Below are 19809 nucleotides of genomic sequence, written 5' to 3' on the forward strand. Positions count from 1 at the left end.
AAACTAACCAAAGAACGACCAATCAGGGTCAAGCCAAGGTAAAGCGGACTAATACCGCGGAACCGAGAAAGAAAACCAAGAGGGCAAGTGATGGATTTCTTGAACAGTGTAGTCGCGTTTTTTCAGACTGGTGGTGCATTCATGTACCCCATTCTGGTGGTATTCGCGCTCGGCGCCGCGGTAGCGATCGAACGTTACGTTCGCCTCGTCTACGAGCGTCACACCAACCGCGCTACCTGGGAAAAAGTACAGCCGGTGCTTAACGCTGGCGACTTTGACCGTGCGCGCAACCTGGTCAAAGACGACAACACCGGCGTCGGTCGACTGCTCGCCATGGGCCTCGAACGTCAGGGCGCCGTGCGTCGCCGTGAAGACATCGAGATTGCCATGGAAGAAAGCATCATGGAGACCATTCCGCAGCTCGAAAAACGTACCCCGTACGTCGCGCTCGGCTCCAACATCGCCACACTCCTCGGCCTGCTCGGTACCATTATGGGCCTGATCGAAGCCTTTACCGCGGTAGCCAACGCCAACCCCGCGGAAAAAGCCGACCTGCTCTCCGCCAGTATCTCCGTGGCCATGAACACCACCGCCTTTGGTCTGATGGTTGGTATTGCGCTGTTAATCGTACACGCACTGCTCAACTCCCTTACCGGCAGCATCGTCGACAGCCTCGAGATGGTTTCCGTGAAGGCACTGAACATCATGTCTTCCGGTACCCGCCGTCGCAGCGATGCGGAAAAGGAAGAGAAAGGCAAAGCTGGTAAAGGCGCTGCTGACTCCAAGCCAGTCAACCGCGACGTACAGCAAACCCAGCAGGCCCAGCAGAAAGCTGAAGCCTCTACCGAAGAAAAGACCAAGCCGGAAACCGCGTAATGAGAAGCAGGCGTCACGGTAGAACAAAAGAAGCCCCGGAACTGGACATTACCGCCTTCCTTAACTTGATGGTGGTACTGGTACCTTTCCTGCTGGTTTCCGCAGTGTTTTCCCGGGTCACCATCCTGGAGCTCAACATGCCCACCGGTGCCGGGGGCGGAGCGGAAGACCCCGGAGTGACCCTGGAAGTGGTCGTTCGCAAAACAGCATTGGAAATCAGCGATGGCTCAAAAGTGATCGCGCGTTTTCCCAATTTGAATCAACAAAGCGGTGCTGAGGCCGCTGCTGAAGGTGAAGCCGCGGAAGTGCCGGTAGATGAAAATGGTCTGCCGATTATTCAGCCCACGGAAGAGGTTTACGATCTGGCCCAGCTTCGCGAGCAGTTGTTGCGTATCAAGGAAACCTATCCGGATAAAACCGATTCCACACTGCTGATGGAGCCCGACGTGGCTTACGAGCATCTGGTCGGTGTGATGGATGCGGTACGCAGCGCCCAGGTTATGCCGAAAGTGGCAGAAGGTGCGGTGCCAGATCCCGATGCCAAACCGGAAACACTGGAACTCTTTCCCGATATTTCCCTGGGAGATGCGCCATGAAACGTGAAAGCAGACGCATGAAGCGCATGGCGCGCAGCCGCAAGCGCAAGACGCCGGGTATGAACCTGACCTCGCTGATGGATGTATTCACCATTCTGGTGTTCTTCCTGCTGACCAACAGCTCAAGCAACGAAGCCATCGAAGCGCCCAAGGTCATCACCTTGCCGGACTCGGTAGTGGAGTCCAAGCCGCGCGAGACAGTCACCTTGATGGTAACCCACGACGAAGTGCTGATCGAAACCAAGCCGATCATGAAGACTGAAGACCTCTACCAGAGTGAAGATTTGGTAGTTGCGGCCATTCAGCAGGGCATGATCGAGGCGGTAGGTAAAGCGATCACCATGGCGGACACCGAGCTGGAAGAGGCCAAGGCCGCACTGGCCGAGCGCGCTGCAGCCGGTGAAGATGTCACCGAAGAGGCGGCAGAGCTACTCGCAGAGCCCCCGGAAGTGAATATTCTGGCAGACCGCACGGTGCCCTTCAGTGTGCTGAAAAAGGTCATGTCCAGCTGTACCAATGCTGGATACACGCGAATTTCCCTGGCGGTGATTCAAAAAGCATCTCAGAGTTAGTGAGCCTTTGTGAATAATTTTCATCAACAAAAACAGGCACTGACAGCAAAGCAGGAAGCTGTACGCCAGCAGTTGGCTGCGCTCGAGGACGAGTGCAGCCAAGTTGATGGCAAGCTTGAGTCGCTGCGCGAAGATGAAGCCAAGCACCAGCTGCTCGATGAGATTTCCGAACGCCTCGGGAAGCTCGAGGATGCCGGTGCCGGCGATCTCTTCTGGGCGGAGCACTACAAGCAGGATGCTTCCAAGGCGCTGATCCACCGCCTGCAGAAAACCGTCAGTATCTATAACGCCAATATGGACCTGATGCTTGAGCGCAAGCGCAAGCTTCAGGATCAGATGGAAGACTGCCGGGATGATCTTTTCGACCTGGATGCTGAGTTCCGGGAGATCCGTCAGGCGGAAGAGGATGTCCACTACGAGTACGAAGTGACTCGCGAGCTGGGCGATAACGCCTTTCGTGAAGCCATCATGCCCTGGAGTACCAACGGCGATGATGAACGGCGCTTCCGCCTCAGTGTACTGGCGTGCTTGCTGTTGGCCTTTTTCCTCGGCTTCGGTATCCATATGTGGCAGCTGCCCGAGCCCGATGAAGACGAAGTGGTAGAGGTCCCAGAGCGCCTGGCCAAGCTGGTGCTGGAGAAGAAGACCAAGCCCAAGCCACCGCCTGAGCAGGTGGTGAAGAAGCCGGAAGAGAAAAAGAAAGAGCCTGAGAAACCGAAACAGGAAGTGGCGAAGGAAGAACCCAAGCCCTCCAATGTTGAGAAGAAGCAGGTTCGCAAAAAGGTTGAGCGCGCCGGGGTACTGGCCTTTAAGGACAACTTCCAGGATCTCATCCAGGATGACCTCGACCAGCGTCTCGGCCAGCAGACTCAGTTGAGTACCGCAGGCAAGAAAGAAAACCGCAGTCAGCGTTCACTCATCACCGCCGCGGCGAAATCCGGGTCGGACGGTATCAATACCGCCGCTCTCAGCCGCAACGCTGGTGGTGTAGGTACCGCGCTGGATGGGGTCAGCTTCTCACGGGTATCCAGTGGAATCGGCACCGAGGGTGACTTCGCCGGCGAAGAGCGTCCGCTCAGCGACGGCATGGGTCCATCCCGTACCGACGAAGAGATCCAGATCGTGTTCGACCGCTACAAGTCGGCGCTCTACCGGATCTACAACCGCGAACTGCGTAACAACCCGGCCCTCCAGGGCAAGATGGTCCTCAAGATCACCATCGAGCCGGACGGTTCTGTATCACTGGCACAAGTTGAAAACAGTGATATGGACTCGCCCACCCTGGACAGCAAGATTGTTGCCCGCGTGAAGCGGTTCAACTTCGGGCCCAAGGAAGGTGTTCCAACCATCACCATCCTGTACCCGATCGACTTCCTGCCCGCAGCGTAAGTCGGCCGGCTTAGCCCACTGCTCCGGAATTTCCGGAGTGGTGGGTAGCTCTTCATTGTTCTAGTTAGAGAGCTTATGTGACTCTTTAGTTGGTACGTCTGTCGTATAGAAAAGCCCTCAGGTTCGCAGTAGCATCTTCTTGGTCACCAATGAATGGTGACGAGTGGATAACACAGAGCCAAAGGGATTTCGCCGGATGTTCAACTACACCCCTGTCAGCGCAGATAAACTCATCGCCGGACGCCATTTCGGCAAGCGCATCACCATTACCCCCCAAGCCGAACCCATCTGGAATGAACTGGTAGGCCTTGCCAATCGAGGTAATTACTGGGCCCAGATGAGCGTCAATGGCATCAAGCAATTGGCAGCTGGGCGTCTGAGCCAGAAGAATATTTTCGTCAAGCCTGGTTGTACCCATCGCGGGGGAACTGAGGAGTTCGTCATCATTCTGCCGGGGTGTCGAGTTACGGCTGAGAAGTTGTCGAATGACAGCTACAAGTTGCTGCATTTTCAGGCAGACTTAAGTTACGGGGATTTGATTGAGGAGCGGCTGGCGCCGGGGCTATATGGTGCAACGTTTAATGAAGGGCGTTGGAGCGCAAACCTTCGCAAAAATGGTGAGGTGGATAAGCGTCCTCAACGTGTCATTGCTATTGGGGACAGTGGCTATTCGCTTCCCGGCGATGCGGTAAAATCTGCAGCCGATACCCTTTCGGGGAGCGGTTCTATAGCGAATGTTTCCGGCGGGGCGCGATCTATAAAGTTCGCTGGCCCTGGTGGTGGCTTCGATTTACATTTCACGCCGGGTAGCAAGCCTATTGGAGGGTTGGTTCGGTACAGAAGTGCCATAAACCCATTGGGAAATGAGCGCCTTTATGAGTCCGCACTGCTGCTTGCGCGAACTATGTACATGGCGAAAGATGTGCAGGATGTGCGTTGGATTTCAGAGTTTGGTGGTTCTGGTGTCCTTACTCAGGCGCTGCAAATACTTGCAGACAGGAAAGTTAAGCTTAATGGGCACACGGCATTTATGTATCGGCCGAGTACTTCTCCCAATGAAGCTCTGAAAGCGATGCACGGGGTTGAAGGGTTGGAATTGGACCGTAAAGTCAAAGATTCCAATGCGCTTGACTATATTGGGAATCGCGACAACCTCCGAATGATTAGAGAGCGTCGCCGGAAGGAAGAGGATACCTATACCTTGCTTCATAAGGCGACGGATACGGTGTGTGCGGGTGTTACGGTACACAATGCTGTAGGTTTTGTCGCAGGTGCTGCCGGTCTGGCGGGGCTGGCAGTAAGCGCTCCGGCTGCGGGCTCCTTTCTGGCTGCGTTGGGCGCTGCGGCTGGTGTTGCGGGAGCAGCCGGTAAGCTTGGGCTGCAAGCGCTAAAGGCTTGGGCACCCCGAAAGTATAATGAAGTAGCGAGTAAACTCTGATGCTAGATGCGATCAAATATTCTTCACTGGAATTGAGAAAGCACGAAGGGCAATGTGTGCCGCGAGGTCCTTCAATTGAGCGGGCAAAAATTGAGCGTGTGCATCTCCCTTTATGCACATTAGAGTTTCGCGCGCCGCGCCACGCTCCTTCCCGACGCTTCCCGGCTGAGGAGTACAAGCTTCGGACTAATTATAGTCTTGACCATCTCACCTCAATCGGAGGCTCGCTTGTTCCCAGTGACAGTTGGCGAAAAGTAACCATTTGCTGGAGGCGCTGGGCGTTTTATGGCCCTTGGTTTACGGGGTACATGGGAGATGTTGGTTTCTCGGTAAAGGTCATTGGAGCCCGGGAAAGAAGCACCAAGTTTAACCTTCTCTTTCCTTCGGCTTTGGAGGTGGCGATACAGGGCTATCTTACCTCTCTTTATGGGCATAAAGTCTATGACCGACGTAAGCGTTCGATGTACTATCTGGCGCCCGTCGACTGGCTTCCTATTAACACCATGCCGGTTCCAGCAGTACAGCTGGATGTCATCGAGAATCTCACGCGAGTTATCCACTGTCGCAAGTTATTCTTTCCAGTATCTAAAGATCGCTTGGCGGTTGTAACGTTTGACTACAGTCAAAGCTGTGCCGGAAAGAGGGAAGCTGTAGATGCAAAAATCAGCCCCCAGCCGATGCTTAGCCTTATTGAAAGCATCGTTTCAAGTATTCGAATGATGCCGAACCCTGAATTCCAGGCCGAGATTGATGAGGCCAGGGCTGCATGTACGGGAATCTATTCAGTATCGCCTGAATGCAAACCGTTCAAATGGCCAGCAGACGTAGACCGGGATGGCTTAAGTATTCTCGAATACAGGGAAGGCCGCTATCAGGATTGACTCGCGACCTTGGTCGCCGTCTCATTGCCATGGTGGCCCCGGGCGCTTACGATTTTGAATGCTCCCGAGAACCACTTGGCAATTCGGGGCTAAGGCTTCTCGCCGGCGCCGCAGTTATGACCTGATTCACGGTGCCGTTTTCTTTCTTCCAATAGTGTACCTAGGTGGTCCCGCCTGTGACGATATCAAGCCGCCTACGGTGTAAGTCGGTCCTAACTCACTTCTGAGTTGTCGGTTGATGGGTAAAACTTGCCAATTCTTAAGAAAGTACCTTAGCTTTACTTGAGAACTGTTTGGCAAACGTAGAAAAAGTTCCCTCCCTGGCGCGCAAGTATGACTTGCTTCACGGCGCCGACTCCCCCCTTGAAATAAAGTTCCGCGACCGGGTCCTCCTCCCGTGGTGCCGCCTGTGCGGCAGTTGGCAAATTCAAATTTTTGACTGGCAGCGGAACGCGATGAAGTCTGAAGTAACTGGGCGAAAATCATTCAGAAATGCACTGACAGGTCTTGTCCTGACTTGTCTGGGGGCTTTCCTGCCTGGCGCCGGAGCCTGGGCGGCCGCTCAGTACTGCCCTGACCCCAATGTTCAGGTCACTCTCGATACCGGGTACTGTGAACTTTGTGGTGGCGGCCAAATTCAGCTCTCCATCAGTAACAACACTGGTTGGGACGCGGTAAATCTGCCGGCTCAAAGCCAGACGTTAGACTCCGGTGATCGCGGATTTGACGGTGTAACGGTTGTTGTGGACTTGCAGCAAGTTGTTTCGGTTTACGGTACCAGCGGTCACTCAGCTGGTTTCGCCGGGCAGAGCGGGTCGCAGTTGACATGGAATCTGGGGGACATCGCCCGCACCGACAGCAGAACGATAAGCTTCAACCTGGACGAGAGGGACTTTGATCAGGAAGCACTTATTGCCATCTCTCGAGCTATTTCGACCCGTGTAGAGTTTGACTACGGAAACTGTCAGGGCGGCGAGTTTCGCACTCGTACCGGAGGCTGGGGAAGTCCGAACTGGCAAAATTATAGCTACGGTGGAGCGCCTTATGCCGAAGGGCCGTTTTTTAATAATTTCACCTTAGCTATTGAGGAGCCTCGTCCAGGTGTGGCCAAAGCCGGACGTAACGTAGACGCTGGTATGCCCCGCGGTACCTTCTCGAACGACCCCGACTTAGCTGGTAATACGATATTCGGTCACGAAGATGACGGAGTTATCTGGCGTGTCACTATCGACAACTACAATGGCGCTGAGCCTATGTACGATGTCATTTTTGATGACTCCATGGCGCCAACTGTAAACATGGATGTGCTCGCAGTCTGTCGCGACGAAGGACAGGCGGAAACCGTCGCCAATGGTGGCGCCCTGGGTGCTTCCTGTACTGCGGTTTCAGGTGATGAATTGAATGGAAGCCATCTGCAAAATGATTTTGGCTTTCCGCTGCCGATCGCCCCTGGCGATGATAGGGTGGTGTATATCGCAGGTACCCTGCGTAACTCGTGTGTCAACCAAACCAATGTGGCTGACAACGTGCAGTGGGGCTGCCTGGCCTTAGATAACTCGACTCCGGTGGGCGGCATTGCCGGTATTATCCAGAGCATCGAGGGGAATTTCCCTCAGTATGGCCCGGGCAATCAGTCGACCCTGGCCGTGCGTTCCAGCCCTAACCTCGTAGAGGGACTGGGTAATGCCGGCAGCTTTAATAACGATGGCAACCTCAACTACCAGGTAGAATTTACCGGTCTAAATGCGAACGAGCCGGTCGGTATGAGAGGGCTGGTCACCATTACGATCGAAAATCGCACGGGTGGTACAGTCAATCAGGTGGAGCTGACCAATACTCTGCCGGATCAATATATTCTCGACCCCAATTTCGAGCCGCAATTCACGATTTCCTCCTTTGCGGATAATTACAGTAATTACGCGGGCCGTGTAGCGGGTATCGACTGGCGCAACCGCGTGGCTCCTACGGCCGATCAGACCACCTATCTGGATAACGCTGCACTGAAAGCACCCAACTTCTATTTGTCCAGCGAAGGTAACGGCGCTGGCGAGACTTCGAATGGGCAAGCTTATCAGGAAGATCTGATGCGCCACGGAGATGTGGTAACTATCACCTTCCGTATCGTACAGGTTAATCAAGATGGGTCATTGACCTACTACGATCGTATGGCGGACCTGGATGAAAATGATGAAAGCTTGAGTCCCGGTACGCTTGACCCGCAAGCGATGGGGCAACTGACCAATCGCCTGCGGGTTCAGTGGAGCGATTTCTGTAACAGTAATGAAAATGGATCTGCGCGTTCTGATGAGGTAGTTACCCAGCAATTTACCCCCAACCCGGAAAACCTCAACGTCGATATCCCGGAGCCGCTGTACATCATTCGGGATACGGGGCCGACTTCGGTCAGCGTGGATTTCCGTAATAGCGGTGGCCACACTGCATCCGACTATCTCCTGTATGTGACCTTCGGCAACGGCCTCGCGGTAACACCTCCAACAAGCTGTAGTGCCACTTCCAACCCCCCTCAGCACCCAGATGGGAATGGGCAGGTTCCTCTGTGGAATATTCCCCCTTCCGACGGATCAACTGATCATAACGCTGATGGCAATCCGCTACCTGAGCTTGCGTCAGTGTTTCGCTGTGATGTCGGGCCGGTAGGGCCGTTGAGCCAACACGAACTGGTTTTTGCGGTAGAGAAAAATCACGGCGCTACCTACGATGACATCACCATGCGTGCAGATGTAGTGGGCGAAGTACGTCTGGCGGACAACAGTGATCGAGATAATCCTCAGGGAGTGGGCGAGGCGCTGGTGTATCCGACGCCTGCAAATCTGAATGATACGATTAATGGCACTACGCCCTCTCAGCAGTTAGCGAACAATTACACTCTGGACGCGGTACGTGCACGAGCCCTAGGCTTCAATCTCCTCAAGCGCTACGTACCAGGTTCTTGTGTGGAGGTCGGAAACCGGGCAAGCGGAGATGGTAATGGTCGAGATGTGCCTCCCCAGATTCTCGTGGGCGAAGATTGTGAGTTTGAAATCTTTGCTGGTGGATGGTTCGGTTTCAAAACACCGGGTTGGGACATCACTGTCGACAGTATCGAGGTTGCGGACGCAACGCCTGATCACGCTGGCGGTGATGATAGCAACACTGGTCGTCAGGGCTTTATCAGCGAGGTAAGGCAGGCATGTAATAGTTCCGGGCTGAACGCGGTATCACCCGAGTCAAGGTGTGATCAGATCATCACGCCAGTTAGCTTTACGCCAGGTGCACAGTTGAGTGAGGAAAACCTAACCTGGGACTTCGGAGGAACCCAGGTTACCGAGCGCAACTACTGGTTCTTGGCAGAAATGACTTCGCGCTTGCTAAATAACGCTGTGGATCAGGTGGCAGGTCCCAACCTGCACAGCAATCTTAGTGTGGATTACGGGCGCACCAGATTCCGAGTTACTTACGAATCGGAGAAGCAGGTAGCCGGTGTTCCGGTAACCATTTTTGATGAGGTAATTGCTAACGACGGTAGCGGCAGTCAGGCTGCGTGTTTCAAGCAAGGGGATGACTGGAATCCTTTGGCTACCAATCAGTGTAACAGCAGCTACCCGGGTTACCCGCAGTGGCCAGACTGGACTGCGCAGCTGCAAATTACTGAACCTAAACTGCATATCGTGAAGGAAGTATGTAATTTCAGCCGCGCCGGTGAGGATTTGGATGCTTGCGCTTGGGAAGATCAGGAGGTCGATGGTAGTAAGTTCGATGATTTTGTCTATCGCCTGACGGTTACCAACGAGCAGGAGAGTGGCCCGACTGCTGCACCGGCCTACGATACAGTGATTACCGATATTCTGCAGAGCCCGCAGATGTGTGTATGGCCGTTCACCGAAGATGGACTGAGTAACACTCCCGAGGGTGATAACGGTCTAGTGGGCATCAATAATGTGGGTGCCAATGACTACCAGTACGATCCATCCAACCCCGATGCGGATATCCACTGTAGGCTGAATGGTGATCCTGCTTATATCACTTTCAGTTACGAATCTTCCGCTGCTCTGCAGCAGATCGATTCCGGCGACACTGTGCAATTGTTCTATCGGGTTACTCCGCACCGTACAGTAGTTCCGAATCAGACGTTTGCCAATACTGCAGCCATTTTCCGCTACGATAGCTTGAGAGCCCTGGCGGGAAATCAGAACGATGAACGCATTGAAAATGTCAACCACCCCGATGCGACCGGCATCGTGCCTGATCGTGGAGCACCTCAGGCGGAATGGGTTGGTGGTGCGAGAATCTACTGTACCAATGAAGATACGACCGGACATTGCGGCACTGATGATGCGACCATGCGTATCATTAGTGTGGACGCAGAGCCCAAAGCAGTGGTCGAAGTTTCGACCACTGCCACCGGCGCACCTACCCAATCCGGTGTTAGCCCCAGCACTCCGGTTATTGGTCCAGATGATCGCGTCAATGTCGTCGTTGGTGAAGAGGTACGTTTCCGTCTTATTGGTACCGTACCTGCCGCAGAGCTGCGTAACCTGACCTTCCGCGATGAGCTGCCGGAAGGGCTGCGCTGTGTGGAAGTAGATGAAGTCGACCTGCGGGACCTGGATCCGGATGCTACCTGGAACCCTGGTGCTGGCGACGGTCCAACCACCCCGAAAAACGGCACCACCTGTGATGAAAATGTGGTGGAGTGGCGCTATGGAAGCCAGTTCCTCACCGATTACGATCCATCAAAATATCCTGAGTACGAAGGGCTATTCCCCATCGAGTTGACCTTTGTTGCGCGTGTGGAAAACAGTGATGTCACTTTCCACGGTGCGACACTGACCAATCCGGGCGGTGTGGCGCAGATGACCTATGAAGATCAAAACGGTGTCCAGCAGGAACCCGCTGTTTTTGATCCCATCAGCCTGAACGTACTGGGCCCCCGTATTACGCTGACCAAGGAATTCACCGTTGAGCAGGTGGATGCGGATGATGTCATCACCATAAACGTGACCGCGACCAATGCGGATAATGAAGATGGCGCGACGTCTGCAATCGCGTACAACCTGAAAGTCCTGGATGATCTGCGCAATACCAAGTACCGCTATGTAGAAGGCAGTGAAGAGGGGCCGGCTTCTCTCGAAGTCGAGTATCTCGATGGCGACACCAATGCGCCGATTTTTCAGTTCCGTGATGATACCGAAGCCGACCGTCATGCCGCCCCCTATGCAATTCCCGTGGGTGAGAGCGTCACGTTCAGCTTCAAGGTGCGTGTGGTTGGTAAAGATGATACTGGCGCGGATGTGGCTCCCCACGAAGTACTGGGCAATACAATTGAAGCGCGCTGGCAGTCTCTGCCACATAATACTATTGCCCTCAACGAGACGGGCAATATTGGCGTCGACGGCGCCATTGACGGCATGCGTATCGGTGAACTAGAAAATACCGGTGATGCCACCAATGACTATGAAATAAGTGCAGAGGACTCCACCGAAATTGGTGGTCTTGCGCTGCTGAAAGAGGATGTCACCGAAAACGGTACCACCCCTGAATCCCGCGCCATCGGCGCACACCGCACCTTCCGCCTGGATATCAGCCTCCCGGAAGGCGTGACCGAAAATGTGGTCGTGACCGACACCATGTCTGCGGGGTACGCCATCGCCGATCCTGCACACGGCTATGAAATCCGCTGTGAATACGACAGCACCATCCGCACTATCAATGACCAGGCGCCGGATGCCGCCTGTGGACAGTTTGCCGGTGCACTGCCGCAAAACGGCGACACCGGGGTTCTGACCTGGAATATCGGCAAGGTTGAAACCGAAACCGAGGATGACACCGGAGACGGTGCCACCAATGCCATCGATCCGGTTATCCACATCTACTATGTGGCCCGTATCGAGAATACCGGTACTGTGGTTGCTGGCACTGCGCTTTCCAACAGCGCGGACTTGGATTACCTGAACGCGCCGACCACACTGACAGATGATGTCACTCCGATTGAAGTGGCCGAGCCGGCACTGACCGTCACCAAAACCGCAAGTGCCGCGAGTGCGGTCAGTGGTGATCTACTCGATTACACCATCGAGATTACCAACGCCACCGGTGCGAATGTTTCAACCGCCTATGACGTCAATATCGCAGACCTGCTGCCAGAGCAGCTGCGACTGGATAGCGCGACTGTTGACGGTGCCGACTATATGCCGGGCACGCGTGCCGACGGTGCGTTTGTGTGGGGGCGCGAGAATGGCGACAACAGCCTGGATATCGCCCCCGGTGAAACCCTCACGCTGATTTACAACACCACAGTACTGTCCGCATTCGGTAGCGAGATCGAAAATATCGTGCACGTCGACTGGACCTCACTGGATTACGGTGTACCCGGTCAGGATAGCTATCCGGGCGATTACCAGCGTCATGGCGAGGGTTGCCCGGATACTGTCGCACCGAACGAATACTGCACCTTTATCAATGAAACCGTAGCCACCCAGGACAGCACCGACTTCAGCAAAACTGCCGTCTCCGATGCCTGGGGTGCGGCGGATCGCGCGCGTATCGGCGATACCGTGCAATACACCCTGAATCTCGGTATCCAGCCCGGCGTTACCCGCAATGTGGTAGTGACCGACGAGCTGCCTGCGGGCCTGGAACTGGTGTCTGTGGATAACATTGATTGCGGCATCAACGGGTTTACCTGTTCCCAGATCCCGATCGAGCCCGCACCCGGTGCGACAGGCACATTGCAGTGGCAACTGGGGGATATCGATGCGGAAAGTGACTCCACACCGCCGTTCACCATCGTGTATACCGCTGTGGTGCTCGACGATGAAACCGTATTCCCGGCGGGCAGCGGTGAAATCGAGCGCGCGAATAGTGCCGAGCTGACTTACGACGGCGCTACAGCATTGCTGCAGGATCAGGCCAGCATCTGGGTCGTACAACCGAGTATGACCGACCTGCAGAAAACCGATTCCCGCTCCGGCGTTACCAGCCCGCACACGGTTGTGGATATCGCCAACGAGGTGATGAATTTCCGTCTGCAGGCACAGAACACGGGCGGTGCGCCGGCCTACGGTATGGTGATTGCGGATACCCTGAATATCGACCCGGCTAACCCGGAGTTCAATGAGGGTACTGTCAATGTCACTCAGGTACTGATTAACAATGTAGCCGCGAACTACACCCACACGGTGAATGCGGGCATTATCGAATTTACCCTCACCGATGTAGTTCCTGAAAGTGCGACCATCCAGATCGATTACGAAGTCGGTCTGAACCTCGATATTCCCAGCGGCCACACGTGGTACAACCGCTTCCATATCGACAAGTACGTTTCCAACGATATCGACAGCACCAGCAGCCGCCTGTACGAAGGTACTTCACCGGCTTGTGAATCTGCGCTGTCTGCGAACTGCTTCCAGCTGATGACCTCCGTGGCAGATCCGGAAGACCTGACGCTGCAATTGATGGAACCTGCCGATGGTCGTGCGCCGATCGGTGAGCCGATCAGCTATCGCATCACGGTACCGGCGAGCCCCATAGCCAGCTCCACCCTGGCGGATGTGCAGGTAGAAAATACCCTCCAGGGCCGCGATACAGTGATCGTGCTGGATACCGTCACCATCGGTGGTAATCCGATTACCGTTCCAGACGGCGAGGTATTTACCATCGACGTGGGCGATATTCCGCCCAACGAAGTGCGTGAAATTGTGTTTACTGGTTGGGTTGCCAATGTTGACGCTGCCCAGTCCGGTCAGACCTACGATATCAGTGCTACCTATACCTATGACGAAGCCGGTGTGGTGACGGAAATGGGTGGCGGTTCCGCGACCCTCACCATCGTCGAACCGGAACTGGCCCTGACCCAGAGCGCGGTCAACCAGAGTGGTAATCCCGAACCGGTAGCCGGCGATATCTATCACTTCAGCCTGGCACTGGCGGAGCAGGGCGCGAATGGTTCCACCGCGTACGACCTTTCTGTACTGGAAGAACTGAGTATTGGCTGGGCCTATGAAGCGGGCAGTGCAACCTTTAACGGTGTGTCCATTGCCGACCCGGCTATTACCGGTGATGGTATTGATACCGCGCAGAGCCTGAACTGGGGTGCGGCAGCCAACACCGATATTCCCGTTGGTGAAACCCGCACCCTGGAATTTGACGTTCGGGTTCTCGACAGCGTGCTCGCTGGCCAGGAGCTGACCGGCAGCACCAGCGTGCAGTGGACCAGCCAGGCCGGTGCACCGGAACATGTCGAGCGCGACGGTTCCGGTATGCCGGACCCGGCGGCGCTGAACAATTACTTCCTCGGTCCCGAGCAGTTGCCGCCGCTGGCAATTAACAACACGGCGACACTGGAGAAGAATGTCATCAGTGAAACCGCGCCGCTCAACGATGGCGAACTGCGTATCGGCGACCTGGTGACCTACGAGCTGCGTCTCGGTGCGCAGCGCGGCACCTTGCCGAATGCGATCGTCACCGACACCCTGCCAGAAGGAATGGTGTTTGTAGATACAGTTTCCATTGCTGCGGACGGCATGACTTACGACCTGGGTCAGGAGCCAATGGCCGAGGCGGCAGGTGAAATTATCTGGAACTTCGGTTCCCTGGTGAATACCGCCGGTGACGAACTGGTGATTACCTACCGCACGCGTGTACAGCGGGATGTCCTGCCGCTGAATGCCGCCAGTATCGAGATGCGCAACGCGGCCAGCTTCCAGTTCGATACTGCCGCCGGTCCCAGCACCCCGCTGCTGGCAGAGCAGGTGCTGAACCTGCTGCAACCGGATCTGGAATTTGCACTCACGGCTACCCCCGACGGCACCGTGGCGCTGACACCGGACCAGACGATCACCTTTACCGCCACCGTTACGAATAACGGTACTGCACCGGCGTACGACATTGTGCTGCGGGATGTGATTCCGGTGGGCATGCGCAAGGCCGGTGTTGAGACTGTTTCCGTCAACGGCAGTACAACGAATCCGCTGCAGCCGACGTTTGATGCTGTCACCGGTGAAACCGTATGGAATTTCGTTAACGAAATTCCCGTGGGCGGTGTGCTCGAGGTTGTCTACCGGGTTACCACCGACAGCGATCTCGCAGCTGGCCTGCAAATCGGCAACAACGCTTACATCGAATGGTATTACTCCTTCGGCGAAAGCGAGATCCCCGAAGGTGCGGTGCTGGATAACCGCCAGCCGTACGGCCCCAGCGACGCGGTGAGCGTGCTGTTCAGCACGCCGGACGCCGAGCCGTTGCAGATTGCCGTTGAGCCCACTACCCGGGAGCAGGCGTCGATCGGCGAGCCCTTCGTCTATCGCCTGACGATTCCGGCGGTGGGCGCGCTGCACGATGTGGCGATCCAGATGGACCTCGCGGACTCCGGTATCGATCCGGTGGATCTCGCGTTTGTGGAAGCCGCACAAGTATCGGGCAATATCCCGTTCAACCCGCAGGGTTCTGTGGACGGCGGATTGCTGACCATTGTGGATAACACCAGCGGTATCGATATCGAGGCGGGCAGCGAAGCGGTCATCGATGTGACCCTGCGCCTGCGCGATACCACTCAGAACCAGTTTGGTAATTCCTTTAGCTCCCGCGCCAGTTACAGCTACAGCTATGCCAATGACGATCCGGATGCGGGTCGCGGCATGGGCGAGGTCAGCGAGTATTCGGCGCCCATCGAGATTGTCGAACCCTACGAGCTGGTGATGACCAAAACCGGCGATGCACAGATTCAGTCCGGTCTCGCCGGACGCTTCACCCTGGATGTGCACAACCGCGGAACCGGTCCGGCCTGGGACCTGACCGTAAGGGATTTCCTGCCGAGCACCGAACAGGGCGGCATGTGCGAGACACCGCCTGCCAACTTCACAGCCTCGGTTGTGGATGCCGGTGGCAATTCCGTGGCAACCCTGAGCGAGGGCAACGATTTCACCACGGTATTTGATGCGGAAAACTGCACCCTGACGTTTACCACTAGCGGTGCCGCTGCGGCACTGCCAGCGGACCATCACCTGCAGTTTGCCTATGATGCGTGGCTGGATGAGAACACCGTCGACGGTGCCGAGCTGGACAATGTTGCCGGTGCCGAGCGCTGGTACAGCTGGGACAGCACTGGCCCGGATGCGCGCATTTACGAGCGCACGTATGCGGCCGATCCGCCCGATGGCACGCCGTCCGTAGAAGATCACGAAGATGTATTTACGGTGATCGCGGCTGTGCCGAGCGTGGTATTCGAAAAGGTTGTGGAAAATATCACCTCCGGTGATAGCCCGGCGACCACCGCGACACCGGGTGATGTGCTGCAGTACACCGTGACCCTGCGCAACCTCAGTGATCTGGATGTGGAAAACATTGCGATCACCGACGAGCTGGATCGCCTGAATGCGCCCGCACTGTTTGCGGCCGGCACCCTGCAGCTGCTCAGCGCACCTGCTGCCGGTGACAGCACCGCAACCAATGCCAACGGCGGAACCAATGGCTCCGGTATGGTAGATGTGCGCAACATTACCCTGGGCGCGGCCGGCAGCGGCAGCGAAGAAATTCAGCTGGTATATCAGGTGCAGTTGATCAATGTGATCGACAGCGCCAGCGCCGTGCTGAACCAGGCCCAGGTGGAATTGCCCGGCCAGCCGCTGATCGATAGTGACGATCCGAATATCAATGGCGCTGCAGATCCGCAGGTAGCCGGCGACGAAGATCCCACCCGCGTGATCATCGAATCCGCACCGGTATTCAAGGTAGAGAAAACCTCCGAGGATCTCACTGGTGAACCGGACAGCCTGATGCCTGGCGATACCCTGCGCTACACCATCCGCGTGGAAAACATCGGTAACGAGAACATGCTCGAGGCCAGCCTGCGCGACCAGGTGCCGGCCAACACCGTGTACGTTGCCGGTTCCACCACCCTGAACGGTGTCGCGCTGGACGATATCGACGGCAGCACGCCGCTGGCACAGACACTGGTTATCCAGTCCCCCGATGCCGAAGAGGGTCAGCTGCTGGCAGACCCGGATGCGTCCGGCAGCCAGGCCGCGATCATCACCTTTGATGTGACCATCAATGACGTCAACGACGGTACCGTGATTTCCAACCAGGGCTTTGCCAATGGTCTGGGCGCCGGTGGTGAAAACACGGCGGTGGATGAGCAGCCTTCCGATGATCCGACCACGGAAGTGGCTGATGACCCCACCATTGATATTGTCGGTAACGTGCCGCTGCTGCGGGTACAGAAAACCGTGGAACTGGCGGTGGATAACCTGACCTCTGGAATCGTCGATCCGGAAGACGTGCTGCGTTACACCATCACCATCAGCAACATGGGCGGCAAGGACGCGACCGAGGTCCGCCTGGTGGATCTGGTGCCGGACAACACCACCTATGTTGCCGACAGCACCACCCTGAACGGACTGGTCGTGGCCGATAACGGCGGTGAGTCGCCGCTGGTGGCGGGTCTGCCGGTAAGCAGTGACGACCTGACCCCGCCGATACCGGCGGAAGGTGAGGGCGTGATCACTACCGCGCAGAGTGCGACGATCGTGTTCGATGTGATGGTCAATGCCGACACCGAGCGCGGCACCATCATCAGCAACCAGGGCAGTGTCTACAGCGTCGAGCTGCCGCTGACCCTGTCCGATGCGGATGGCAACAGCAGCAATGGCGCCCAGCCCACGGAAGTGGTGGTAGGGGATGCCCAGCAGCTGTCCATCACCAAAGAGGTGGCGGTAGTCGGTGGCGGTGCTGCCGAGTCCGGCAAGGTGCTGGAATACATCGTGCGTGTTACCAACATCAGTGCGGTGCCCGCGAGCCTGGTGAGTATTTACGACGACCTTCTCACCGCAGGTGAAGGGGTACTCACTTACGTGGAAGACTCAGCGCGCCTGAATGGCCAGCCCGATGGGGTGATGGTCGACGGCCCGCTGATCACCGTCGACTACAGCACCAACTACGGTGACCTGGAACCGAGCGAAACCATCACCCTGCGCTTTGAAGCCAAGCTGGGCGAAAACCTGGCGATGGGTTACACCGTGCTCAATACCGCACAGGTGAAATGGAATGATCCGCCCGTATACAACGAGGCCACCGTGGCCATCGATATCGGCGGTACCCCGGGCATCGCCAACCTGAGCGGTTACCTGTGGCACGATGTGAACTTCAGTGAAACCGCGGACAGTGAAGAGCGTCTGCTCAGCAACTGGACCGTGGACCTGTACTTCAACAACGCGTTTTTGGAAACCGTACGGAGTGACGAGAACGGCTACTTCCAGTTTGCCGGCCTGGTGCCGAACATGGACGGCGCGGATATGGCGGGCGCGAATTACGAGTTGCGCTACTCGGCCCCGAATGCCGTGGAGTCCACCGCGTCCCTGGGTATGGCCAGCTCCGACTTCACCAATGGTCCGCAGCAGATCCGCGAGATCTATATCGGCTCCGGTGCCAACCCGCAGAACCTGAATCTGCCGATTACTCCCAACGGTGTAATCTACGATTCCGTGGTGCGCGCGCCCATCGCCGGTGCCCGTGTCCGCATGTTGCAGGCTTCCAGTGGCCAGGCGTTGCCGGACAGCTGTTTCGAGGATCCGGCGCAGCAGGACCAGGTGACACTGCCCGGCGGTTACTACAAGTTCGACCTGAACTTCAGTAGTGCGGCCTGTGCCGTGAATGCGGATTACCTGATCGAAGTGGAAGTGCCGAACGAAGACTATATGTCCGGCCCGTCCCAGATCATTCCGCCGCAGACCGGTACCGAAACTGGCGCCTTTGATGTAAGCGCCTGTCTCGGCAGTGCTTCGGACCTGATTCCGGGTACCCCGAATCACTGTGAAATCCAGCTTTCTGAACTGCCGCCGCCCATCGATATGGATGCGCGTTCCAGTGAAACGGATTACTACCTGCGCCTGAACCTGGACGACACCAATCAGCCGGGCAGCAGCCAGCTGTACAACAACCACATTGCCCTGGACCCGCTGCTGGAAGGCGCGCTGGCGCTTACCAAGACCTCGGCCATGACCAATGTGACCCGCAGCCAGCTGGTGCCGTACACCATCACCTTTACCAACACCATGGCGGTGCCGCTGACCGACCTGCAGCTGGTGGATTACTTCCCCGCGGGCTTCAAGTATGTGGCTGGTTCCGCAAACCTGGATGGTGTCCCGGTCGAGCCGGAAGTAAATGGCCTGCAACTGCAGTGGCCGCATCTGCGCGCTGAGGGCGAGCAGACCCGCACCCTGAAGCTGCTGCTGGTGGTGGGCTCCGGTGTGGGCGAAGGCAAGTACGTCAACCGCGCACGTATGTTCAATGAACTCTCCGGCCAGCAGGCTTCCGGTGAAGCTTCTGCGACGGTGCGTGTGGTACCTGACCCGACCTTCGACTGTACCGATGTGATCGGCAAGGTGTATGACGATAAGAACCTGAACGGTTACCAGGACAGCGGCGAAGGCGGTGTGCCGGGAGCGCGTGTGGTGACGGCGCAGGGCCTGCGGGCCACCACTGACGCCCACGGTCGCTTCCACATTACCTGTGCGGCAGTACCCAACCCGGATCGCGGTTCCAACTTTGTACTGAAGCTGGACGACCGCAGCCTGCCGAGCGGCTACCGCCTGACCACGGAAAACCCGCGGGTAGAGCGCGCCACCCGAGGCAAGATGCTGGAGTTCAACTTCGGTACCAGCCTGCATCGCGTGGTACGTCTGGACCTGGCGGAAGCGGTATTTGAGCCCGGTTCCACCGAGTTGCGTCCGCAGTGGCATTCGCGCACAGAACTGCTGCTGGAAAAACTGCAAGATGCGCCTTCCGTGTTGCGTCTGTCTTACCTGGCGGAAAATGAAGATCCGGCCCTGGTAGACGCGCGTCTTGAAACCATCAAGGCACGTATCGCGGAAGACTGGGCGGCACTGGATTGTTGCTACCCGCTCAATATCGAAACCGAAATATTCTGGCGTAGAGGGGCGCCGCCCAGTCGGGGCGGGCTGCTCGATGGCCTTAAACGCAGTGTGGATCGCGCATTAGGAAACGATGGCGATCAGGGAGGATTCCATTGATGTTCCGTCCTTCTAACCGAGTTTTTAAAT

The 19809-nt window shown here is 56.6% G+C and carries 7 protein-coding genes; all 7 read left to right on the forward strand.

All coding sequences use genetic code 11. The annotated features are described in order from the left end of the window. The first annotated feature begins 90 nt into the window (after positions 1-90). The 7 genes from ACONT6_RS02950 to ACONT6_RS02980 all read left to right on the forward strand — a co-directional run bounded on the left by ACONT6_RS02950 (position 91) and on the right by ACONT6_RS02980 (position 19779). Positions 91-876, forward strand: coding sequence for a MotA/TolQ/ExbB proton channel family protein (locus tag ACONT6_RS02950; protein WP_428820343.1), 786 nt, complete (start codon positions 91-93; stop codon positions 874-876). Continuing rightward, positions 876-1472, forward strand: coding sequence for an ExbD/TolR family protein (locus ACONT6_RS02955; protein ID WP_428820344.1), 597 nt, complete (start codon positions 876-878; stop codon positions 1470-1472). The genes ACONT6_RS02950 and ACONT6_RS02955 overlap by 1 nt, the downstream gene beginning before the upstream one ends. Further along, complete coding sequence (locus tag ACONT6_RS02960) at positions 1469-2044, forward strand: ExbD/TolR family protein (RefSeq protein WP_428820345.1); 576 nt, start codon at positions 1469-1471, stop codon at positions 2042-2044. Before ACONT6_RS02955 ends, ACONT6_RS02960 begins: the two co-directional genes overlap by 4 nt. Before the next feature lie 9 nt (positions 2045-2053). Beyond that, a complete protein-coding gene (locus ACONT6_RS02965; protein ID WP_428820346.1) occupies positions 2054-3433 on the forward strand; it encodes a TonB family protein in 1380 nt (459 codons plus the stop codon). Between the two features lie 196 nt (positions 3434-3629). After that, positions 3630-4871 carry a hypothetical protein gene (locus tag ACONT6_RS02970; protein ID WP_428820347.1) on the forward strand — a complete coding sequence of 414 codons (1242 nt, stop codon included), beginning with the start codon at positions 3630-3632 and terminating at the stop codon, positions 4869-4871. Continuing rightward, entirely contained in the window at positions 4871-5752 is an 882-nt protein-coding gene (locus tag ACONT6_RS02975; protein ID WP_428820348.1) for a hypothetical protein, read from the forward strand. Before ACONT6_RS02970 ends, ACONT6_RS02975 begins: the two co-directional genes overlap by 1 nt. Positions 5753-6855: 1103 nt before the next feature. After that, positions 6856-19779: a hypothetical protein gene (locus ACONT6_RS02980; protein WP_428820349.1), complete on the forward strand. Its 12924-nt coding sequence runs from the start codon at positions 6856-6858 to the stop codon at positions 19777-19779. Positions 19780-19809 lie beyond the last annotated feature (30 nt).

The organism is Microbulbifer sp. MCCC 1A16149 (assembly GCF_050368945.1).
Lineage (GTDB): Bacteria > Pseudomonadota > Gammaproteobacteria > Pseudomonadales > Cellvibrionaceae > Microbulbifer.